We start from the raw sequence: 17,980 nt of genomic DNA on the forward strand, positions 1-17,980 counted from the left end.
GCACAAACAAGCTAGCCGCGAGCAGCTGAATCATACGTTCGGCAGTGCCTTTGATTTTGAGGCCGTCAGCCTCGATAGAAATTGTCTTGGCTTTCATCGGTGTTCCTCGGGTAAGCGCCGCCCTCCGCGTTACCGGATGCAGCGAGTAGGGTGGGTTATTCGTCGTGGTAGATGCGAAGGGCTTCGCGGTTGTAGGCGAGCTGCAGTTTTGCCGACACGTTTTCGGGTATCACGTATTCGTGTCGCGGCGGTGCGAGAAACTGAGCTGATCCCGCTTGGCCCAGGCCGTGCAGGTGGTGAATCATCAGCGTCATGGCCTCGCCCTGTTCCTTGATGCTGTGCCAGGCCATCAGGTCAGCCAAGGCCTGGCGGGTTCCGGACATGGTGTGGAGTCGCAATTCTTCCTCGCCGCGAGTCTTTCGCCTCGCCGCAGTCTTTGCCGATCGGTCTTTCTGCGCGGCAGCCATGGCCTACCTCTTCTATTCCGCTGGCCGGCAGTGCGAGCCAGGTTTGACGTTTGCGTTGCTGGATGCGGGTTATGGGGCGCATGGTCAGGCTCCCAGGCGGTGGGCTTGCGCCCGTGCCTTGTCTGCGACCTCGTCGACCATGCGATTGAGTTCCAGGTTGAACTGGACCAGCTCCTTGTGCAGGTTTGCGATGTAGTCCTCGTCGCGGTAAATCGTCTCGATATAGAGCTGACACTCCTCATCCTGACGGGAATCGAACGAAATGAAGTCCCACCACTTGCGACCTGTAACGAACATGCATCCCTGAATCTGCGGGATGTGTTCTTCGGGCATGCCTTCGAGCCAGGTCCTGATGTGAATTGCTTCGTTGAAAGGGCACTTTGATTCAGTACCGCCGTCATCGTTGATCAGGCCGTCGGGAGAGCAGCCAAGCCAGTCGTACTTGGGGTGGACGATGAACTCGGAGGGGAGGACGATGTTGCCGGTCAGCATCTCGTAGGCGTCCTGGGCCTTTTGCTCTTCAGCGTGCCCCCATTTCAGGGAGGCGCTGCTGACGTTGTGTTTGGACTTCTTTGCCAGCCGCTCGAAGCACAGTTCGCGCATATAGGAGGTGCGCGCGCCCATCGGCTCGCGCTTCCCATGTTTGTCAGGCTTTCCCCAGGCCAACGCGTCTTTAAAGCGGCTGGCTGTCACGCGACCAGATCGGTCTGCATGCCACTTGTCCGTGCCCTGAAGCTCAGTTCTCACTACGCGGCCTCCTCTGAATGGGGCTGGTCTGCGTTGGAGCCGCTCATGTCGGTGAAGTCAGCATCAACGGTCGCCGCCATGCTCTTGAGTGCTTCGTGGCATTCAAGACCGATTGCCGCTCGCTGCTTCGGCTTGAGGCCCGCCCAAGCTGCTGCGTAGGCTTCGATGTCCTGGCGCTTCGCGACGACCAGAAGATCCGCAAATACTCCGTCGATGTCAGGCGATGAAGATTTAGGCCCGAACGACACGCCTGCCGCGGCAGCGGTGTTCGCAGTCTGCTTGGCGGGGGTGATATCGATCTCGCCGCCGTACGAGTCCTCGAATTCGTCAGGGGTGTAAACACCAAGGATCACGTCAGGGCAGAAGAGTCGCGCCCATTTTTTGGTGACCAGGTATGCGATTTGCTGCTTCGGGTCTTCCGCCCAGAGCGTAGAGTTGCGTGTGCGAACCTGGGTCAGCAACAGCTCAAGAGTGCGGGGTTCGTCTTCGCCTTTGAAAGTTGCCCAGACCTTGATCCCGAGGCCTTTTTCGTCGTCAAAGCTCCAGGCCGGGACACGATACTTTTTGGGCTCGCCTGTATCCTCGTCCTTCTTGGTCTTACTGGTGACTTCGCGCATCTTCCCGATGACGTTTTCCCAGGAGCCGAACCACTCAAAGTTCAAGCGACCTTTGACCGGCGCCTTGGCGGTGATCACTGCGTTCACGAGCTGGGCCTCATAGCTCAATGCGCCACCGTTGACGATAAAGGTCTTCTGCGCCACCGCGAATGGGTTCATCTGCCATTGCATCGCTTGCAGCACTACCGCCATGCAGTCAGCCTGGTTGCCTTTGAGGTGCTTAGGGACTGTTGTAACGCCCTTTGACATCATCATCGCGAGATCGCTCATCGACTTCATGGTGCCCGGGTCGAGGATGAGTGCTGCAGCGTTGTGCGATGGGTCGTGATAAGTGGCGAGGCCTGTTTGGGCTTGGGTGTCTGTGTCGGTCATAGCGCTCTCCGTAGCCAGCATGGGTTGTGCTGGCCGTCAGATGGAAAGGGTGGTTAGAAGCTGAGGGCACGCAGCCAAGTGCGAGCGGTGTCGATGTCAACGTCGAAGCCCAGGGCGACCACTTCGACAATTTCTTCAGCCGGGGGTGAAGTCGGGTCTACGTCGATGGAAGCCATGGAGGCGGCGACTACTGCAACAGGCGCAGTTTCAACTTCCTTTTCGATTGGAGCGGCAGCGACAGCCGCTACTGGAGCAGGCGCGGCAGCCTGGGCGCGCAGACGGGCCAGCTCTTCCTGGTCGCGCTGATACTGTGCCTCGCGCTCGCGCTGCTGGCGTTGTTGCTCTTCCTGCTGCTCACGCTGCTGACGTTGCTGAGCCTCCATGTCACGGCGTTGCTGGTCCAACTCATCCTGTTGCTGCTTCAAGCGCTTGCGGTCTTCTTCTGCGCGCTGTTTGCGAAGTTCTTCAGCCTCTGCGTCTGCGATTCGTTGCTTCTCGCGGAGCTCATCAAGCTCCCTTTGCTGTGCCAGTAGCTTTTCGGCGGCCGCTTCGCGCTCCAGGGCAGACTTGTGCAGTGCTTCCAACTGATCAATCGCATTGTCGCGAGCGATGGTGGCTTCAGCTTCAAACTCGCCATACTCTTCGGGCAGGATCACCGCTTCCTTGACGCCCTGCAGGATGTTATAGACGTCGGCTGCGCTTCGGCTTGCATAGGCGGCAGCGACAGAGCTGAAGCGGTTGATTCTTGTCCGGATGGCTTCGATGCGCTCATGTTCCAGGCGCTCTTTCTCGGCCTTCGCGTCAGCGACACGTTTTTCTTCGGCTTTGATGGCGTCATCAACAGGCTCTTCGAGCACCAAAACACGGGCCTTCAACGCTTCGCCAAAATCTTTGACCTGATTAACTCGTGCCTGCGCTTCTTTCACCTTCTGCTGGTATGGCACCAATGCTGTCTTGGTGGTGTTCGCCAGGGCATAGCGCACGTCGCGGATGTCGACGCGAACCTCTTTGGCATTTGCCAAACCTTCGCTCGTCGAGCAATCAACGACCAGCTTCGCGTAGGTGGTCTCTAGGCGAACGATCTGTTCTTCATGCGGTTGATATTCGACGATGTCGGTTATCGAAACGGCAGGCGTTACAGATTTGTTCACTTCTGGGGCCTCAGATGTTTCGAGCGATTCTTGTGCAAGTGCTTGATTGGTATTTTTGGACATGACGATTCCTCGCCGCGCCAGGCGCAGCATTGAAAGTAGTAAGGTTGGGTGATGCCGTCAGGCGGCAGTAACGGGCGATGCGTTGTAGTTGGAGTAGATCTCGTCGATGCGCGCGCGGAAGCGCCGATGCTCGTTGTCGTCTATAACTCTCAGCATGAAAGCTAGGGTGACGCACGATGTAGCGGCCGCGCTGGCATTGGTCTTTCCCAGGTCGCGAATCATGTTTTTGATCTCGCCCTCGATCCAGCTCACGGCGTTCTGGTGGTCGCGCTGAGCGATGTTCATTCAGCGCCCCTTACTGGCGGGCAGATCAGTTCCATCTGCCCCATGGCTACGCTGATACGCAGCTTTAAGCTGGCGCGCTCTCTAAGGCGGCGCGCTTCAATCTTCGCCAGGTCTTCTGCCGTGTATTCGTGGAACAGATCGAAATGCTGAGTTTTACCGAAGTTCGGTAAATCCCAGCGCCTGTCGGATTCCCGGGCCTGGGCGCTATCCGCGTAGCTGGTTGGCATGGCGAGACTCCAGGGACCGGGAAAGGGCACAGGCTTCATTGTGGTCTTGGCGGAACCCCTTCACCTTTCCGGTGGAGGCTTCGACGACGTGGAAGAACTCGTGGCCCGCTGGAACTACACGGTAGCGGGGGGAGCTCTTTGGCGTGCTGGAGCCGACCATGCCGAGACAAAAGGCTATGGAGATATTGCGGCGTTGGTTCATTGCAAGTGCTACATCGCAGTGAGCTTGGTGACTTTGGATCATGGTCGCCTCCAGATTGGCGGGTTGTTCACCTATATTCGTCAACACTCATGCCTTCCGCTGGTTGCCGATGGGCGCGGGGGAGGAGTGCTGACGGGTAGAGGCGCGTAAAAAAGCCCAGTCGAAACCGGGCTTTTCCCTCTTTACGTACAAGCCTGCCGGGCGCATGTGGCGTCGGGCAGCTATTGGCTAGTCCATGGTGAAACCCTCCTATCGTTCGCTCACTGGGAAGGCAGTGGCCACCTATTGAATTAATCCGCATGTGCGGGCTGCTGCTACCTTTCGGCTCCCTCCCGGCGGGATGTGCAGTGGGCCCCGGGGCTTCCAAATACCTCCAGGGGGACTAGAGGCATTTGTGAAACCAGATGGCAGGCCTGAAACAGCAGGGCGCCATCTGTGATGCAGGTGGTCGGTTATAGGCCGCAGTTTCGTCCGCATCCGTCTGCCCACTCGGCGGAATGGACAGAGGTGATGCTTCATGCTGGAAACAGTTCTTTCTGAGCCACCCGTCTAGCCTTGTACTCATCAATCACACCGTTAACCGTCTCCAGATATCGAGTCAGAATTTCCGTGGCAATCTCTCCAACCCCCTCAGTAGCCAGCGCCTCTTCAAACCTTGTCTTGAGTTTGACTACAGCCGGAAGCGCTACACGCTCTTGGTAGTCAACCGTTCGCATGTCGTTCGACGAAATTTGCAGACATTCGATGTTTTGCGTTTCGATGTGCATTTGAGTTTGTCTCCGGTTGTTTTCCCAATGCCCACCGCTCTGGATGGGCATCAGTGAAAAGGTCAGTACGGCTTTTCAGCCTTGCCTTGGTCTTGCAAGCTTTTGATGTGAAACAGGCCGTCCAGCATGGTGTCCATCTGTTTGGCCAGTTGGATGCGAAGGCCGTCTTTCAGGGCGCCCGATACGTTGCGCACGCTCTGGGTCATTTCCTTTGTGAAGTCTTCGGCGCAGACCTGAGTCATGATGTATTCGGCTCGGGTGACCGTGTTGTAGTCGCTCGTTGCCGCTTTGCCGGTGCGCGGTTCAACCTTGGCTGACCAGTAAGCGTTCACGGTCTTTTCCAACTCTTTGCGGATGGTGGTGGCCGGGCCTTCTGGCTCGCCCCAGGTGTTAACTCGGCGATATTCGCGTTCGAACGAACCGTTGATGGTTTCGTTGATTGCGGCTTCAATTTGCGCTGTTACGCGCTCGTTGAAGATCTTGTCGATGCGTTTTTTCAGTTCCGCAGCGACCATGCCGGAAAGGTCATCGCCGGCGCGCAGAAGCTCATCAGATACCTTGGCTACGATTGCGGTTTTCAGATCGTCTTCGTTGATGTTGAGCATTTTGTGACTCCCGTTGATTTCCAATGCCGCCTCATAGAAGCGGCATCAGGAATATTCGGATCAGCCATGCGCATAAGGCACGCCGTTTGCGATAAGCCACTTCTCCATCCATGCATTGGTGGAGTGTTCAATGCTCCGGCAGTCGAAGCTGAGGCAGTCCTCGGCATCACTGTTGAAGTGACCGCCGTCTGGCATCACCACTCGCAGCCATGTTTCGTCATGGCCTTTATGCATGCTGAGCGTGCAACCTGCTTTCAGCAGCGGCACCAAGCTCACCGTTACCTGTCTGCCCATCTTTGTATCTCCTTGCTTGTTTGATTTTCCGGATGACCCTGTCGCCAAGGTCATCGAGGAAATCTGCTCTCTCCACCACGCTCATCGCCCGATTCATATCTCTAGTCGGCGTCACACATTTCGTGGACGGTGTTCTTCGCCGACCGGCTTGCGTGGTTTCGCGTACTCACATCTGGTGAGCACGGCCAGTTCCAGAGCTGGCGTGGAGATCGAATTTATTGTTCGCGCTGTGCCCGTTGCCGGGGATCGATCTGCGAAGTTCCTGAGCTGTTAAAGAGCGGTCAGGCCCTGAGGCCCTGGCGAGTCCCTGTTGGGTGACTCGATGGGGTGAACATTAGGCATTCCTTCTTTTGTAGTCAATAGGTATGCCTAATTATTTTTCGTTAGGCATGAAAAAACCCGCTCAGTGGCGGGCTTCTACATTTCCTGTTCGGTTACGGCGCGTAGCCAAACTGTTTTCTGAAATCATCCTCAAGCTTGCGGCAGGCGCCGCTGATTATTCCTTTAGCTCCAGCGGAGCCTGTGTAGCTGCTTTCCTCTCGATGGCATAGATCAATTGCATCGCGTGCACGCGCTTTTGCTTTTCCCTCAGGTGTGTTTCCGACAATGGCGCCAAACCCTAGGAACAGCACAACCGCCACTACCAGACCTATCACTATCTTCCCGATCATTGGTATCCCTCCCGTAATTGAGCCAGCACTTTACCATTCGTGGCGTACAGCCACCATTGGCATCCAGGGCGAGGGTGCGCAAGAACCAAGTGGGGCTGGTCGTTAACATGCCAGGCACCTACTGCGGAGTTAATTGCGTTGGATACGCGGGCAGATCAGTGGAGTACAGGGGAAAAGAGCGCCCTGGCAGCCTCGTCCAGTAGCCTATCGATCTCAACCAGTTCGGCCTCTTTGATATCAATCGCACTTTTATAGGCGCATGCCATGAACTGCAGCACCTCAAGGTCTGAAATCTTCGCAAGATCTTCTTTAAGGTCGGGGCGCTGGCTGAGTAGAAGCGCTCGAATCTCTTGTGCTGTTTTCGATTTTTCCATGCGTGATTCCTCCATAGCTCAGCCCAAGTCTAGCCCAAGAGAATGCGTAATAACGCCCGCTGATCGCCAGATTGCCGAAGGGGTGGGTCTAGATACAAGAAGCCCGGCGCTGGGCCGGGCTATTGAATACAGCTACATTTCAAGCAGCGCGGAGCGCCGAAGTTAACTGCGCTGGCGAGGTGTAGATCAGAACGGATGCGCATTCAGCTAGAGCGGCAGAGGCCTTGGCAATTTCATTCGCAGCCGCTTCCTCAAAAATCACCGTCCGACGAATGCCAGGTATCGCATTCTTGATGTCGATCATTTTTCCAAGCGCCTGGTACACAGAGGGCCAGTAAGGAGTGCCGCCTACCGCGCTGATAGTTTGCACCACTTGAATCTCAGCCTTGTCGACGTCAATGGCAAACGGAAATTTCAGCTGGTGCCCGCTGGCTCCTGTAATTGAGTAATTACGCTTCACCTTGCCAGGGAAGGTCTTTCTCAAGGCGGCGGAGATAAGGCTCTCGAATCTGGACTCTCCACTCGCTTCCCATTGCCCGCAATGGTGGCTTATAGCGGTGGCAGCATCGATTATCTGCGTTAGATAAAACGGTGCCTCGGCTTGATCGCAGGCAACGAAAATCTCACCATCATCAGAAAGCTGGACATGATTTTCCATAGCTATCGCTGCCAGCTTTCTGCCGCGCGCGGCCGTTGGCTGGATGCCGACAGTCATCGCGTGGAAAAGGGTGTCTGCGTTATCCGAGATTCGGACCCTGCCGCGACCTATGTCTTGGACGTAGGCACCGATCAAGTTGCCGTCGTACGGGACGGAGACATGGCTTTCCATGTAAATAACGCTTTCGCTTACCGGGATACAGGTTAGAGCGAGTGCGCTTCCAAGGTCTGCGCAGTTCATATCAGCCTCAATTGGCCGTCATGGCCTATCTCATCAGGTAAATTCAGTTTTGGTGCGCCTGTGATATTGGCACGCATCAGAAACAGCTGCCATAGCTGTTCAGCGGATTCTCTGGGAATGGGCTCAGCGTACCCATAGGACGCCTCAAGCACTGGGATGTGCATGTGTGGATGGCCTATGGTTTGCTGGTAGTAGGCGAGACCTTTTCCGACCTTGTTTCGATGGCGAGTGAAGCCACCTTCGTCGACGGCGAATGAGCGGCTGCTTTTCACAAAGAACCCGAAGTAAAGGTGCTCGGGTACGCCATCAACCTTGCCAGCCTTATACTCAAGCTGGACGAAAAGACCCTCCAGGGTTCGCTCGCCTACCATGAGCGTTGCACGATACTTGTGCGTCGATGGCCACTTATGAACGCTGGTCATGACCCAATCAATTCGGTCCCCGCCAAACCATCGTTTCTGAGTATTGATGCCCTTCATAGCCTCTTCATAAGGTATGAGATTCTTAGAAACCATCCTGGTACTACTCCTCACCCTTATTAATGCAGCTTACAATTCCCGCCGCGCTACCTACTCAGCCCGTTCCCGCACGATCCGGCCATCCCGCACCTCATCCGCATACCCGGCGAGCTTGTCCTCGGCGGACTGCATCACCCGGCAGATCTTCAGCACGGCCTGGGCGTCTGCCTCATTTCCGGCCAGGCTCAATCGCTCAGCGATTCGCATCAGTTCGACAGCGGACCACTTGAGGTCCGAGGCGATGCCCTGGAGGTCGCGCTTTAGGTCTTGATTAGGTTTGGTTAGGGTCATGCTTTAACCTCAGATCTTCTGCGAGCCTCTGACTGAACCGCTCCACAGGAATGCCGGTAAGCTTAAGAACCGCTTGAGCAACCTCAATGTCTAGAGCCTTAGTACCTAGAAAATAATTATTAATGGTCGAAGTGGATACCCCTATCTCGCTCGCTATGGCGCTCCGAGCTAGACGATCCGCCTTTTGCCTGCTTGCGTTATAAGCGGCAATCGCTCTGCGAAGGGCTAGGCACTCGTCTTCTTCCCATATCCACAAGCCATGATTACGCATAAATTCTCGCTCAAGTGCGCAATGCCATTCTGGCTAGGTAGGTCGCACAACCTTCACGCCTTCACCGCATCCGCAAGCGCCGCCGCCCGATCCGCATGCTTGTAGAGTTTCGCAATCAGCATAAGGGCAGCTGTCGCATCGACATCTCGGCAGTCATTAGTGATTCTCAGCACTTCGTCTGCGGCCTGCTCGATATCAAGCGCTAGGGTCTTGAGTTCGCGGCTTAGCTCTTGGTCGGGCTTGGTGAGGGGCATGGGGCCTCCGGCAGAACTCTGTGCAATTTTTATCCGGCTTTAGCTTTGCAAAGTCGCATCGCCACGTTTTGAGCGCCGCCAAGCCTTTCAACAATTGACTCCCAGGACTTGCTGCTGGCAACGGAGAGAGCCGCCGCGTGCTTTCCTGTGCTACGGGATTCAACTGCCTCACGGATAGTCAGTAGAAAGCGCAAGAAGTCGCCGCCACTTACTGGGATCTGACCAATTTCGGAGGCCATCGTCGCCTCGTATTCGAAAAGGCCGGATAGCCTTGTGCACGGCACCCAAATGCCCTGCCAGGACCTTTCGATAATCTTCGGCGGGGGCTGCGTGCGATCCCAGTGAGTATCGTTATGGTGCTGCAATATCCTAAGTGGCGTCCTTAGCTGCATAGTTGCGCAGAATTTGAAGTGCTGGATCAGTTCTGCATCATCCCACTGCGGCACTTCGCTCTTGTGCGTCATCCGTGGCATTTTGGTAATCGCCTAAAGCTTCCGGGCATTCCAGACAAGCAGAACACGGGCCTGGATATGCACTTTGGCGAGCATATCCCCCTCGATCATGATTGCTGGGTACACGGGGTTATCTGAAATCATGCGCAGGGAGCCGCCTGTCAGGCGCTGAAGCCGCTTAATGAAAAGCTCGCCCTCCAGCGTGAAGACATAGATCGCATCGGTTCGGATCTCGGTTATGCCGCGATCTACCAGCAGGGCGTCGCCATTACGGAAAGTGCCCTCCATGCTGTCACCATCGCCATCGATGATGGCCAGGTTCTCTAGCTTGGAATACGACAAGCCCTGAGTCTTCAGCCAGTCGAGATGAACGGTAATATCCCTGATCACTTCGATGTGATCGGGCGGCACTCTTCCCGGCCCCATTGAGCCGGCCACGTCCAGCTGAGGGATCGTGATGAAGCTGGAATCTTGCGATTTTCGGCGAGACTCAATCAGCACGACATTGCTCTCCTTGCTTGCAGGCTGCGCTCCACCATCCACCCCCTTACGCATCGGCCCCTTTCCAGTAGCCAGCCACATCGGCATCACCTTCAGATAGTCGGCAGCGATCAAAAGATTCTGCCCCTCAATCGTCTTTGTTTTCCCTGAGATCCAGTCGTTTACAGACGGCGCGCGAATGCCACAAGCGCGAGCCAGGGCGGCCTGCGTAACTTTTGGCGGGCCGGCCATCACCAGTTTTAACCGTTCTTGAAGTGTCCTCATTAGGGGAGCCTAACACCAGGCATCTAAGGTATTCCTATTGACCTAAATAAAAGGTATGCCTAATATCCGTACCTATGCGAATAGCCGGAGAAATCAGGCATGAACCCAAATGAAATTATTGACGCTCTCGGTGGCACTTTCCGTGTCGCCGAGTTGTGTGAAGTGCGACCTCCATCAGTAAGCGATTGGAGGAAATACGGCATCCCAAGGGCTCGGATGATGTTTCTGCGCATCGCCAGGCCAGACGTGTTCAAGGAACTGGACGCCCAAGGCGCCAAGAAAACCGCCGCCTGACATCCCCGTCCGCCGTTCCATTGAGCAAATGATCGCCTCTGCACCTGCAGGGCGCCACGTAAAGAATTTCGAGGTTTTAGGCATGCAGGATTTTTTGAGGGCTTGCGACACCGCCGTAGAAGAGGCGAACACCAAGAATCTCGCCACGTTGATGAGTATGCCTCCTGTGAGCCTGCTTCAGCGTGCCAACGCGAATTACGACAACGCCTGGTTCAACGTAAAGCACCTGTATGCCTTGCTGCTGCATACGGATGACATGCGCCCCTTGGCTGCACTGGCTGGCGAGTTTGGTTATTCGATCATGAAGACGGATCAGCCTAAGGCTATCGACATTCATGACGCACTGGGGCGCGCAACCCTGGAGTTTGCAGAAGTCACCGTCGAGACGCATGCGGCGATGGCTGATGGTCGAGTAGACCAGGTTGATCGCGCCCGGATTCTTCGCGAGATCGATCATGCCGAGAGCGCCCTGGCGCAGTTGAAAGCCTCGGTGAAGGTGGCCTGATGTTTCGCCCGCACCCTGCGCGTCATATCAATCAGGTTCTCGATGAGGCCTTGGAAAAACTCGCTGACTCAGTGCCGGTGGAGGCGGGCACCCGTGAGTTTCATCAATTCGCAGCAGAGAAGGCTGCGCTACTGGTTCGGCTTTCCTACAGCGATCCAGCCAAGAAAAAAGCCCGCAACGACTGCATGAGTCATTTGCGGGCTTCTTTGTCTCGTTCGGCTGCAACCGAAGCGAGCATTTCAAATATCAGGACGCATTAAGTATGAGCAATGTCATCCCACTTCGCAATACCGGGGGATTTACCCGGATGGACAACGACCTGTACGAAGCCTTGATAGGTGCAGACCTGTCAGGCCGTGAGCTGCGTGTCGCCCTGGCGATCCACAGGCTCACCAGCGGCTACAACAAGGAAGCGGTGAAGGTAGCGGCCCTCTACATCGCCAAGATGATGTACAGCGACGAAGACAAGGCTGTGTCTGAGCGCGCAAACGTATCTCGGGCCATCAACTCCCTGATTCGCCAGCGGGTTTTGTTTCGTAATGGTGGAAGCCGTGATCCGATCACTTTCCTACCCGTCAACGAATGGAAAATTGACCATAAATCCATTGTGTTGAAATCTACACACTGTGTAGAAAAGACACCTGCCACTGTGTCGAAAATTACACACATAAAAGACATAAATACAAATCTAACTGCTAACGCAGTTGTCGCCGCTGACGCTTCGACCGGCGAGGATTTGGAATCTGAACCGGAACAGCAGGGCACCCCAGAACCTGATCAGCCTCCTGCAGCCAAGGTTGATCGAATCCCATACGGACGCATCGCTGAGATCTACAACACCGTATGCGGCGAGAAGCTGCCGAAGTGCCTGAAGCTCTCGAACAAACGCAAGAACCTGATCAAGGGCTGCTGGAACCTGGAGATCAACGGCGTTCATCCCTTCCGCAAGGGTGAGTTCTGGACTGCGTACTTCACCGATTGCCTGACCAACAAGCACTGGATCGGCGAGAACGACCGTGGCTGGACTGCTGATATTGAGTTTCTGACCCGCCAGGACAAGGTCCTGAAAGTGTTGGAGGCCCTATGATTACTGACCGTCCACTGGTTGCGATGGAAGCGGAGTACGGCGTTGTCGGCTCCCTGTTCATCAAGCCAGACCTGATTGAAACGATCGGCGCCATGGTTAGCCCGACCGACTTCTACGACCAAGACGTTGCTGAGATTTACACGCTGATCCTTGCCGCCCGTTCCGCTGGCCGCCCTGCAGACCCTGTTTCGATTGCTGACATTCGCCACGAACTGTCCAGCGGCGAACTGACCATGATTCGGGCCTCCGAGATCTATAACGGTGTGCCAAGCGCCGCGAACGGTCTTGAATACGCCCGAATCGTGGTAGAGCGATCCAAGGCCCGCAAGGTCGCGGAGATCGGTCAAGCCATCATCGACATGGCGAGCCACGCACGACCATTGGCCGGGATCATCGCCGACGCTCAAGAGGCCGTCCTGGCCCTGAACAGCGAAGACGACGAGCCGGATGTGATCAGCCTACGTGAAGCGCTCGGCCCGGTCGTTGACGAAATGGACGCTCGCTTCAATGGCGAGGGCATCAACGGACACGCCACGGGGTTGAAGGATCTGGACGAGTTGGTCCAAGGCCTGCGCGGCTCACACGTCATCATCATCGCTGGGCGTCCGGGCACTGGTAAAACCACGCTGGGCCTGGGTATCGCCGAAAACCTGACTATCCGAGAAAGCAAGTCAGCGCTGGTGTTCTCGCTCGAAATGTCTGCCAAGGAGCTTTCCAAGCGCAGCCTGGCGTCTTCTTCGGCGGTAACGCTTGGCAGCATCGACACCGGCCAGGCCATGGGCAACGGCGAATCGATCACGCGCATTACCGGCGCCGTGAGCCGCATGCACTCTGCCGATCTGCGCATCTGTCAGAAGGGCGGGCTGCCACTGAGCCGCATCCGCAACATCGCCCGGTTTCAGCACCGCGCAAAGCCGCTGGACTTGATCGTCATCGACTACATCGGCCTGATCGCACCAGAGGCTAGCTCTCGCCAGCAGAACCGGAACCTGGAGCTGGGCGCCATCAGTCGGGGCATCAAGGCAATGGCCAAGGAACTGGACATCCCGATCATCGTCCTGGCCCAGCTCAATCGCAGCATCGAGACGCGCTCGACCAAGAAGCCGCAAATGTCCGACCTGCGCGACTCCGGCGAGATTGAGCAGGACGCCGACATCATCATGATCGCCCACCGCGACGCTGATTCAGACCTTGGGCGCAGCGGCGTAACCGAGATCGACGTGGTGAAGCACCGTCATGCAGCAGTCGGCCACTGCCTGCTGCAGCACCAGGGCGAGTATGCACGGTTCGTGAATTACGCCGGGCAACGTGAGCAGCAGCAAGAGGCCGCCGCGCCAGCGCCCCGCAAGTCCTCCAAATCCCTTCTGAACGACTTTAACCCACGGGGTGGTTTCTGATGAACGAATCCAGACAGCAACAGATTCTCGCCGGTCAGTCCTCAATCGCTCAGAAGGTTTTCACCCTCGTTCCCATCCAGGCGGCTTGGAGCAATCACGAAATCCACGGTGCCGCCCTCACAGCCAAGGCCACCGGCGCATCGCCCTACGCCATCCGCCGCGCCTTGGGCGAACTCAAGGAAGCCGGTCTGATCCGTGAGCCGGTTGGTGGCAAGTTTCAGCGTGACGCAGCGACCCCCAAAAAAATCAAGGAGCAAGCCGTGACCCAGGTAGCCAAACAAGCCGTTGTTTCGATCAAGAAGCCCGAAGGTGCCCTGGATGTTCTGGCCAGCCTTTCCGGTGAGGTTGTGAGCCTGGCTGATGATTTCAGCAGGCGCATGAAGGCGCTCGCCAGTCGCATCGAAGAGGTGGCGCTGTCCGTGGAGGTTGAGCGCGAAACCAACGCAGCGGCCGTGGGCAAGCTGAAACAGCTGCAGGAACTGCTGAAGGGGATCTCGCAATGACCGACTACACCGAACTGCAGCGTCTGGCCGAGCATCATCTTTCGCTTGGCCATGCCTACACGGTAGCAACTCCATCCGCAGTCCTGGCCCTGATCGCCGAGAACGATCGGCTTCGGGAAGCGCATGAGCAGATCTGCACGAATTACAACAAGGTCAGCTACGCGTCAGAAGAGCGAGGCAAGCAGATCGACCAGCTCAAGGCAGAGCTTGAACACACTGGGTACGACCACGACCTGTTGCGCAATGAGCGCGACCAGCTAAAGGCCGAGAACGAGTCGCTGCGCGACGATATTGAGCAGACCCAGTACGACACCAACGCTTGGCGCAATGGTGAAGAGTCGGTCTGGATCGAGGTCTTTAACAGCGAAGGCGATGACCCATTCATCAGCGCTATCAGCGGCCAGATTACCGTCGAGCAGTTGGCCCTGATCCAGGCTGAGATCCTTGAATATCGGGAGGACTATTTCGAGAAGGGTTCGGGACTTTACGTTTTCAGGTGTGCCCATCACCAGGCCCATCACGACAACGTAGGCATGACTGAGCCTGCTCACTGGGAGACTGACTTTGAGTCGTATAGCCCTTTCCCATGGGAAGAAGAGGCCGCCGCCATGGGCAATGGAGAGCAGTCATGAACCCGATCATCACTCACCAGATGCAACCGTGCGCTTACAGCTGCGTGTCGACCTGCATGGCAATGATCGTTGGCCGGCCGGCACAGGAAGTCATCGAAGAGATGCATCAGCCATATCGCGCCGGCGAGCTGACTTTGCGGCAGATGCTGGAGCGCCTCGGCGTTGAATACACGGCCTTCTTCAGTCTGGACTGCCCACCGCTAGCCGATGAAGGCGTTTATATGTGCACGTCACCTTCGCTCAACATCGAAGGCGGCAACCATCAGATCCTGATCGAGGTTACCGACCAGGGCTACTTCGTATTTGACCCGGTGCAGGGTCGCGAGGATCGCAAATATTACGTGGCGCGCGGTCGCGGCGAGGGCATTCCGCTGGCGATCGACCTTGGCGGCTTCGTCGTCGACGCCTTTATCTCGCGTGAACATCTTTTGGCCCGGCGCGCCGGCGAACCTTTGACGGAGGTTGCAGCATGACCAAGCCTGCCAAGCCTCGCCCAATGCCCGTGTACCTGGTGCTGCGCCGTCTGGTCGACCCTGCCACCGGCAAGGAGGTGGCCGCTTTCGTGCCTTCCTCCGACGCTGACCGGTCGATCCTTCGCGAGCGGGATTTCCGGATCAACACGAAGATCCGCGCCGACCTCAAGCAGCCGCGCAATCCTCGGTTCAATGGATTGGTCCACGGCCTGGGCCGGGTGCTGAGCCAGAACATCGAACGGTTCTCCGGAAAGCAGTCCCACGACGCAATCAAGGCCCTGCAGCTGGAGTCTGGCGTTTACTGCGACGAGGAGCTGTTCGACATCCCTGGTCTGGGCCAACTCACCCGCAAGACGCCGCGCAGCCTCTCGTACGACTCGATGGGCGAAGAGATCTTCCAAGACTTTTGGCGCCAGTGCTGCGCATACCTCGTGCTGCATGATTGGCCGACGCTCACCGAAGAGCGACTGACCGAGATGGCCGAGTTCGAAGCATTCAAGGAGGTCGCATGAGCCTCCAAGCCAAACAACCCAAGCCAAAGACCTGCAAGAACCCAGCATGCAGGGCCTCATTTGTCCCGCAGCGCCTCGGTCAGGCGGTGTGCAGCCCTAAGTGTGCGCTGGCCACCGTAGAGGTGCAGAAGGCCAAGGAGAAGAAGTCGCTGGCCCAGGCCGGCCGCCGGGAGATCAAGGTGCGCAAGGAGGCGCTCAAGACTCGTGGCTACCACATTCGCGAAGCACAGCAGGCGTTCAACGAGTACATCCGCACCCGGGACCAGGCCGCCGGCCACCTCTGCATATCCAGCGGCAAGCCATTGGACTGGAGCGGTAACGCGGTAGATGCAGGCCATTACCGCAGCGTCGGCTCTGCGCCGCACCTGCGCTTCGATGAGCGCAACTGCCACGCACAGAGCAAGCAGGATAACCGATTCCTCTCCGGCAACGCGGTGGACTACCGGATTGGCCTGATCGCGCGCATCGGCCAGGAGGCGGTCGACGCCCTGGAATCCGACCAGAGCGTGCGCAAGTACACCGTGGATGAGATCAAGGTCATCAAGGCTGCGTACCGGGCAAAGACCAGAGAACTGAAGAAGGGGCAGGTAGCATGAAGATCAACTCAGCGCGCCAGGCGTGGCATGACTGCAAATACAACCCGGCCCCGGGCCAGACCTCTGATGTTGTGCAATTGGGCGTGGTGGTGCAGAACACCGAGCGCGGCCCTACGGCGAATCATGCGGTGCATGGGGCGCTGGCGGGGCATATCCAGTCGGCAATCGCTCGGCTACATCCGCAGATCCGCGTCTTCGGCGACTTCATGTACGCCGCTGAGCAGAGCGACGACATCCGTGAGGCAGCCGAGGAGGTGGTATTCCTGGCAGTGCAGAGCAAGTCGCCACGCATGACGGCGGCCAAGCGGGAGAAGCTGGAGTATGTGGTGAAGGGCGTCATGCGTCGGTACCAGTACATGCACCAGGGCGGCCAGTCGGCCAACGAAGACCCGTTCGCCAATCCCGAGAAGTTCAGGGAGTGGATGTGGCAGTTCTACGGTGTGCGCCTGGAGTCGGTTCGATGGGATCGGGAGTGGGGTGGCTATATCAAGCTCGCATTCGAGTGCTGCGAGGATCTGGACCGCCGAGCGCTCAGCCCGGTTGCGGCGGTAATTTACGAAATGCGCGAGGCCGCTTGAGGCCCTATTGCGTTCCCGCTCGGCTGGTGGCATATTAGCGCCATCCTGATAATTTTGCCTTCGGCAACTTAATTACTGATCCAAGAAAACCCGGCCATCGAGCCGGGTTTTTTATTGCTCAAAATTCACTGCAGCCAGGGCAGCCCTCGGGAGGCCTGGACGCTGATAAGCCGGTAGTGCAGCGCTACGGAAAAACACCGGCAGCCCGTGCACTCTGACCTCACATGCTTGTGGAGTGGCGCGAGACAGGAAGGGCGAGATCGATGCATTGGGGCGTCGACGCTTGGATTGTCTCTGGCAGACAGCGCGGAAAGACGCGCACACTTATTCAGGGCCTCGACATTGATCGGGGCCTTTTCGTTTTCGGCCCCGCCACACCCATTGCCCCGAGCTGGGAGTGCTGCCGGGACTGATTCAACTCGCAATGGAGAGAGCAATGGCAGAACCAGCGAGCACAGCCGCCAGCGTATTGCTGGTGAAGTACGGCGTGGTCATGGCTGCATTCATTGGCTCGATCTTGTCTCTTGGCTTCCTCAGAGATCTGACTCGGGGCCAGGCAGCCGCAGCGGTGGCCACCGGCTTCTTTTTCTCTGTGTACCTGACACAGCCCGTCACTGGCTGGCTCGCTACAAGACTGGAACTTGTAGTAGACGACAACCTCCTGTGCGGTGTTGCCTTCGTACTTGGCCTGACCGCCATGAACATCATCCCAGCCATCAAAGCAGTCATAGGGTCTTTCCCGACGACGCGAGGTGCCTGACATGAACAGCATCCTAGTTTCAGTGATGGGGGTATTTGATGCGCTTCTGTGCGTATTGGTGGCCCTGGCTGCGTGTGACTATCTTCGCCGGATTCGCCCCGTAGACCAGCCGCTTCTGTGTTCAGCCTTCTACCTGGTAGCCATTGGTGCGTTCGGCGCGTTCGTGACCGCCATCCAAGGCCATTGGGTCAACCCGTTCGGCGTGATGCTTCATGCCGGTGTGGTGGCTTATGCCTGGGCGAGACGCGGCTATGTCTTCGGCAAGGTCGAATAATCCGCGCCACGTTTTCGAATGTGCCAAATCGTGGCGCGCAATTGGAGTAGGGCATGAGCGACCAATCAGGCGAACACG

General features: G+C 57.1%; 32 protein-coding genes. 13 read left to right on the top strand and 19 right to left on the bottom strand.

All coding sequences use genetic code 11. The features are described from left to right. Positions 1-155: 155 nt before the first annotated feature. The 19 genes from FIV38_RS24840 to FIV38_RS24930 all read right to left on the bottom strand — a co-directional run bounded on the left by FIV38_RS24840 (position 156) and on the right by FIV38_RS24930 (position 10,291). Entirely contained in the window at positions 156-467 is a 312-nt protein-coding gene (locus FIV38_RS24840) for a hypothetical protein (RefSeq protein ID WP_092235999.1), read from the bottom strand. Between the two features lie 84 nt (positions 468-551). Then, positions 552-1,214, bottom strand: a complete 663-nt coding sequence (locus FIV38_RS24845; protein WP_092236001.1) for a lambda exonuclease family protein — start codon at positions 1,212-1,214, stop codon at positions 552-554. Continuing rightward, a complete protein-coding gene (locus tag FIV38_RS24850; RefSeq protein WP_092236003.1) occupies positions 1,214-2,203 on the bottom strand; it encodes a RecT family recombinase in 990 nt (329 codons plus the stop codon). The genes FIV38_RS24845 and FIV38_RS24850 overlap by 1 nt, the downstream gene beginning before the upstream one ends. Positions 2,204-2,256: 53 nt before the next feature. Beyond that, a complete protein-coding gene (locus FIV38_RS24855; protein ID WP_235861029.1) occupies positions 2,257-3,417 on the bottom strand; it encodes a coiled-coil domain-containing protein in 1,161 nt (386 codons plus the stop codon). A 57-nt stretch (positions 3,418-3,474) separates the two neighbouring features. Beyond that, the gene (locus FIV38_RS24860) at positions 3,475-3,702 is read right to left on the bottom strand and encodes a hypothetical protein (protein ID WP_092236006.1); all 228 of its coding nucleotides are present in this window, start codon (positions 3,700-3,702) and stop codon (positions 3,475-3,477) included. Further along, a complete protein-coding gene (locus FIV38_RS24865; RefSeq protein ID WP_092236009.1) occupies positions 3,699-3,929 on the bottom strand; it encodes a hypothetical protein in 231 nt (76 codons plus the stop codon). The genes FIV38_RS24860 and FIV38_RS24865 overlap by 4 nt, the downstream gene beginning before the upstream one ends. Continuing rightward, positions 3,907-4,173 carry a hypothetical protein gene (locus FIV38_RS30545; protein ID WP_092236012.1) on the bottom strand — a complete coding sequence of 89 codons (267 nt, stop codon included), beginning with the start codon at positions 4,171-4,173 and terminating at the stop codon, positions 3,907-3,909. The genes FIV38_RS24865 and FIV38_RS30545 overlap by 23 nt, the downstream gene beginning before the upstream one ends. A gap of 473 nt (positions 4,174-4,646) precedes the next feature. Continuing rightward, positions 4,647-4,898: a hypothetical protein gene (locus FIV38_RS24875; RefSeq protein WP_092236015.1), complete on the bottom strand. Its 252-nt coding sequence runs from the start codon at positions 4,896-4,898 to the stop codon at positions 4,647-4,649. Between the two features lie 62 nt (positions 4,899-4,960). Further along, positions 4,961-5,503: a hypothetical protein gene (locus FIV38_RS24880; RefSeq protein WP_092236019.1), complete on the bottom strand. Its 543-nt coding sequence runs from the start codon at positions 5,501-5,503 to the stop codon at positions 4,961-4,963. A 60-nt stretch (positions 5,504-5,563) separates the two neighbouring features. Further along, positions 5,564-5,797, bottom strand: a complete 234-nt coding sequence (locus tag FIV38_RS24885) for a hypothetical protein (protein ID WP_057712066.1) — start codon at positions 5,795-5,797, stop codon at positions 5,564-5,566. 434 nt (positions 5,798-6,231) lie between these two features. Further along, a complete protein-coding gene (locus FIV38_RS24890; RefSeq protein WP_052224698.1) occupies positions 6,232-6,468 on the bottom strand; it encodes a hypothetical protein in 237 nt (78 codons plus the stop codon). Positions 6,469-6,623: 155 nt separating this feature from the next. Next, the gene (locus tag FIV38_RS24895; protein ID WP_034135944.1) at positions 6,624-6,842 is read right to left on the bottom strand and encodes a hypothetical protein; all 219 of its coding nucleotides are present in this window, start codon (positions 6,840-6,842) and stop codon (positions 6,624-6,626) included. A gap of 139 nt (positions 6,843-6,981) precedes the next feature. Beyond that, on the bottom strand, positions 6,982-7,671 hold the full coding sequence (locus tag FIV38_RS24900; protein ID WP_158497575.1) for a DUF1828 domain-containing protein: 690 nt from the start codon (positions 7,669-7,671) through the stop codon (positions 6,982-6,984). Between the two features lie 65 nt (positions 7,672-7,736). Next, positions 7,737-8,255 carry a hypothetical protein gene (locus FIV38_RS24905; RefSeq protein WP_076965249.1) on the bottom strand — a complete coding sequence of 173 codons (519 nt, stop codon included), beginning with the start codon at positions 8,253-8,255 and terminating at the stop codon, positions 7,737-7,739. Positions 8,256-8,309: 54 nt separating this feature from the next. After that, positions 8,310-8,549, bottom strand: coding sequence for a hypothetical protein (locus FIV38_RS24910; RefSeq protein WP_034135941.1), 240 nt, complete (start codon positions 8,547-8,549; stop codon positions 8,310-8,312). Beyond that, positions 8,530-8,820 carry a helix-turn-helix domain-containing protein gene (locus FIV38_RS31030; RefSeq protein ID WP_034135940.1) on the bottom strand — a complete coding sequence of 97 codons (291 nt, stop codon included), beginning with the start codon at positions 8,818-8,820 and terminating at the stop codon, positions 8,530-8,532. Before FIV38_RS31030 ends, FIV38_RS24910 begins: the two co-directional genes overlap by 20 nt. A 53-nt stretch (positions 8,821-8,873) precedes the next feature. Continuing rightward, positions 8,874-9,074, bottom strand: coding sequence for a hypothetical protein (locus FIV38_RS24920; protein WP_092236023.1), 201 nt, complete (start codon positions 9,072-9,074; stop codon positions 8,874-8,876). A 29-nt stretch (positions 9,075-9,103) separates the two neighbouring features. After that, positions 9,104-9,538 (bottom strand): hypothetical protein, encoded by a 435-nt coding sequence (locus tag FIV38_RS30550; RefSeq protein WP_235861030.1) that lies wholly within the window; start codon positions 9,536-9,538, stop codon positions 9,104-9,106. A gap of 21 nt (positions 9,539-9,559) precedes the next feature. Then, positions 9,560-10,291, bottom strand: a complete 732-nt coding sequence (locus FIV38_RS24930; RefSeq protein WP_092236026.1) for a S24 family peptidase — start codon at positions 10,289-10,291, stop codon at positions 9,560-9,562. A 99-nt stretch (positions 10,292-10,390) separates the two neighbouring features. On the opposite strand from FIV38_RS24930, the gene FIV38_RS24935 reads away from it, so the two are divergent. From FIV38_RS24935 to FIV38_RS24995, 13 genes are all read left to right on the top strand, one after another. After that, the gene (locus tag FIV38_RS24935; RefSeq protein WP_010566447.1) at positions 10,391-10,585 is read left to right on the top strand and encodes a helix-turn-helix domain-containing protein; all 195 of its coding nucleotides are present in this window, start codon (positions 10,391-10,393) and stop codon (positions 10,583-10,585) included. A 28-nt stretch (positions 10,586-10,613) separates the two neighbouring features. Then, positions 10,614-11,090 (top strand): phage regulatory CII family protein, encoded by a 477-nt coding sequence (locus tag FIV38_RS24940; RefSeq protein WP_236300294.1) that lies wholly within the window; start codon positions 10,614-10,616, stop codon positions 11,088-11,090. Continuing rightward, positions 11,090-11,350: a hypothetical protein gene (locus FIV38_RS24945; RefSeq protein WP_092236029.1), complete on the top strand. Its 261-nt coding sequence runs from the start codon at positions 11,090-11,092 to the stop codon at positions 11,348-11,350. The genes FIV38_RS24940 and FIV38_RS24945 overlap by 1 nt, the downstream gene beginning before the upstream one ends. Before the next feature lie 2 nt (positions 11,351-11,352). After that, positions 11,353-12,177, top strand: a complete 825-nt coding sequence (locus FIV38_RS24950) for a replication protein (protein WP_092236032.1) — start codon at positions 11,353-11,355, stop codon at positions 12,175-12,177. Then, positions 12,174-13,574, top strand: coding sequence for a DnaB-like helicase C-terminal domain-containing protein (locus tag FIV38_RS24955; protein WP_092236035.1), 1,401 nt, complete (start codon positions 12,174-12,176; stop codon positions 13,572-13,574). The genes FIV38_RS24950 and FIV38_RS24955 overlap by 4 nt, the downstream gene beginning before the upstream one ends. Beyond that, the gene (locus FIV38_RS24960) at positions 13,574-14,077 is read left to right on the top strand and encodes a hypothetical protein (RefSeq protein WP_092236037.1); all 504 of its coding nucleotides are present in this window, start codon (positions 13,574-13,576) and stop codon (positions 14,075-14,077) included. Before FIV38_RS24955 ends, FIV38_RS24960 begins: the two co-directional genes overlap by 1 nt. Next, positions 14,074-14,709, top strand: a complete 636-nt coding sequence (locus FIV38_RS24965; RefSeq protein WP_092236039.1) for a hypothetical protein — start codon at positions 14,074-14,076, stop codon at positions 14,707-14,709. Before FIV38_RS24960 ends, FIV38_RS24965 begins: the two co-directional genes overlap by 4 nt. After that, a complete protein-coding gene (locus FIV38_RS24970) occupies positions 14,706-15,182 on the top strand; it encodes a hypothetical protein (protein ID WP_092236040.1) in 477 nt (158 codons plus the stop codon). Before FIV38_RS24965 ends, FIV38_RS24970 begins: the two co-directional genes overlap by 4 nt. After that, complete coding sequence (locus tag FIV38_RS24975; RefSeq protein ID WP_092236041.1) at positions 15,179-15,694, top strand: hypothetical protein; 516 nt, start codon at positions 15,179-15,181, stop codon at positions 15,692-15,694. Before FIV38_RS24970 ends, FIV38_RS24975 begins: the two co-directional genes overlap by 4 nt. Continuing rightward, the gene (locus FIV38_RS24980; protein WP_092236043.1) at positions 15,691-16,290 is read left to right on the top strand and encodes a recombination protein NinG; all 600 of its coding nucleotides are present in this window, start codon (positions 15,691-15,693) and stop codon (positions 16,288-16,290) included. The genes FIV38_RS24975 and FIV38_RS24980 overlap by 4 nt, the downstream gene beginning before the upstream one ends. Then, a complete protein-coding gene (locus tag FIV38_RS24985; protein ID WP_092236044.1) occupies positions 16,287-16,868 on the top strand; it encodes a hypothetical protein in 582 nt (193 codons plus the stop codon). The genes FIV38_RS24980 and FIV38_RS24985 overlap by 4 nt, the downstream gene beginning before the upstream one ends. A 436-nt stretch (positions 16,869-17,304) precedes the next feature. Next, positions 17,305-17,628, top strand: a complete 324-nt coding sequence (locus FIV38_RS24990) for a peptidase M48, Ste24p (RefSeq protein WP_092236049.1) — start codon at positions 17,305-17,307, stop codon at positions 17,626-17,628. A gap of 1 nt (position 17,629) precedes the next feature. Then, on the top strand, positions 17,630-17,902 hold the full coding sequence (locus FIV38_RS24995) for a hypothetical protein (RefSeq protein WP_092236051.1): 273 nt from the start codon (positions 17,630-17,632) through the stop codon (positions 17,900-17,902). Positions 17,903-17,980: the final 78 nt, after the last annotated feature.

This window comes from Pseudomonas proteolytica (assembly GCF_007858275.1).
Classification (GTDB): Bacteria; Pseudomonadota; Gammaproteobacteria; order Pseudomonadales; family Pseudomonadaceae; genus Aquipseudomonas; species Aquipseudomonas proteolytica.

What these genes read in the sequence shown, in the direction of transcription:
- FIV38_RS24840 (WP_092235999.1), bottom strand. Translation starts at nt 467, where the DNA reads ATGGCTGCCGCGCAGAAAGACCGATCGGCAAAGACTGCGGCGAGGCGA.
- FIV38_RS24850 (WP_092236003.1), bottom strand. Translation starts at nt 2,203, where the DNA reads ATGACCGACACAGACACCCAAGCCCAAACAGGCCTCGCCACTTATCAC.
- FIV38_RS24855 (WP_235861029.1), bottom strand. Translation starts at nt 3,417, where the DNA reads ATGTCCAAAAATACCAATCAAGCACTTGCACAAGAATCGCTCGAAACA.
- FIV38_RS24860 (WP_092236006.1), bottom strand. Translation starts at nt 3,702, where the DNA reads ATGAACATCGCTCAGCGCGACCACCAGAACGCCGTGAGCTGGATCGAG.
- FIV38_RS24865 (WP_092236009.1), bottom strand. Translation starts at nt 3,929, where the DNA reads ATGCCAACCAGCTACGCGGATAGCGCCCAGGCCCGGGAATCCGACAGG.
- FIV38_RS30545 (WP_092236012.1), bottom strand. Translation starts at nt 4,173, where the DNA reads ATGATCCAAAGTCACCAAGCTCACTGCGATGTAGCACTTGCAATGAAC.
- FIV38_RS24875 (WP_092236015.1), bottom strand. Translation starts at nt 4,898, where the DNA reads ATGCACATCGAAACGCAAAACATCGAATGTCTGCAAATTTCGTCGAAC.
- FIV38_RS24880 (WP_092236019.1), bottom strand. Translation starts at nt 5,503, where the DNA reads ATGCTCAACATCAACGAAGACGATCTGAAAACCGCAATCGTAGCCAAG.
- FIV38_RS24885 (WP_057712066.1), bottom strand. Translation starts at nt 5,797, where the DNA reads ATGGGCAGACAGGTAACGGTGAGCTTGGTGCCGCTGCTGAAAGCAGGT.
- FIV38_RS24890 (WP_052224698.1), bottom strand. Translation starts at nt 6,468, where the DNA reads ATGATCGGGAAGATAGTGATAGGTCTGGTAGTGGCGGTTGTGCTGTTC.
- FIV38_RS24895 (WP_034135944.1), bottom strand. Translation starts at nt 6,842, where the DNA reads ATGGAAAAATCGAAAACAGCACAAGAGATTCGAGCGCTTCTACTCAGC.
- FIV38_RS24900 (WP_158497575.1), bottom strand. Translation starts at nt 7,671, where the DNA reads ATGGAAAGCCATGTCTCCGTCCCGTACGACGGCAACTTGATCGGTGCC.
- FIV38_RS24905 (WP_076965249.1), bottom strand. Translation starts at nt 8,255, where the DNA reads ATGGTTTCTAAGAATCTCATACCTTATGAAGAGGCTATGAAGGGCATC.
- FIV38_RS24910 (WP_034135941.1), bottom strand. Translation starts at nt 8,549, where the DNA reads ATGACCCTAACCAAACCTAATCAAGACCTAAAGCGCGACCTCCAGGGC.
- FIV38_RS31030 (WP_034135940.1), bottom strand. Translation starts at nt 8,820, where the DNA reads ATGCGTAATCATGGCTTGTGGATATGGGAAGAAGACGAGTGCCTAGCC.
- FIV38_RS24920 (WP_092236023.1), bottom strand. Translation starts at nt 9,074, where the DNA reads ATGCCCCTCACCAAGCCCGACCAAGAGCTAAGCCGCGAACTCAAGACC.
- FIV38_RS30550 (WP_235861030.1), bottom strand. Translation starts at nt 9,538, where the DNA reads ATGACGCACAAGAGCGAAGTGCCGCAGTGGGATGATGCAGAACTGATC.
- FIV38_RS24930 (WP_092236026.1), bottom strand. Translation starts at nt 10,291, where the DNA reads ATGAGGACACTTCAAGAACGGTTAAAACTGGTGATGGCCGGCCCGCCA.
- FIV38_RS24935 (WP_010566447.1), top strand. Translation starts at nt 10,391, where the DNA reads ATGAACCCAAATGAAATTATTGACGCTCTCGGTGGCACTTTCCGTGTC.
- FIV38_RS24940 (WP_236300294.1), top strand. Translation starts at nt 10,614, where the DNA reads ATGATCGCCTCTGCACCTGCAGGGCGCCACGTAAAGAATTTCGAGGTT.
- FIV38_RS24945 (WP_092236029.1), top strand. Translation starts at nt 11,090, where the DNA reads ATGTTTCGCCCGCACCCTGCGCGTCATATCAATCAGGTTCTCGATGAG.
- FIV38_RS24950 (WP_092236032.1), top strand. Translation starts at nt 11,353, where the DNA reads ATGAGCAATGTCATCCCACTTCGCAATACCGGGGGATTTACCCGGATG.
- FIV38_RS24955 (WP_092236035.1), top strand. Translation starts at nt 12,174, where the DNA reads ATGATTACTGACCGTCCACTGGTTGCGATGGAAGCGGAGTACGGCGTT.
- FIV38_RS24960 (WP_092236037.1), top strand. Translation starts at nt 13,574, where the DNA reads ATGAACGAATCCAGACAGCAACAGATTCTCGCCGGTCAGTCCTCAATC.
- FIV38_RS24965 (WP_092236039.1), top strand. Translation starts at nt 14,074, where the DNA reads ATGACCGACTACACCGAACTGCAGCGTCTGGCCGAGCATCATCTTTCG.
- FIV38_RS24970 (WP_092236040.1), top strand. Translation starts at nt 14,706, where the DNA reads ATGAACCCGATCATCACTCACCAGATGCAACCGTGCGCTTACAGCTGC.
- FIV38_RS24975 (WP_092236041.1), top strand. Translation starts at nt 15,179, where the DNA reads ATGACCAAGCCTGCCAAGCCTCGCCCAATGCCCGTGTACCTGGTGCTG.
- FIV38_RS24980 (WP_092236043.1), top strand. Translation starts at nt 15,691, where the DNA reads ATGAGCCTCCAAGCCAAACAACCCAAGCCAAAGACCTGCAAGAACCCA.
- FIV38_RS24985 (WP_092236044.1), top strand. Translation starts at nt 16,287, where the DNA reads ATGAAGATCAACTCAGCGCGCCAGGCGTGGCATGACTGCAAATACAAC.
- FIV38_RS24990 (WP_092236049.1), top strand. Translation starts at nt 17,305, where the DNA reads ATGGCAGAACCAGCGAGCACAGCCGCCAGCGTATTGCTGGTGAAGTAC.
- FIV38_RS24995 (WP_092236051.1), top strand. Translation starts at nt 17,630, where the DNA reads ATGAACAGCATCCTAGTTTCAGTGATGGGGGTATTTGATGCGCTTCTG.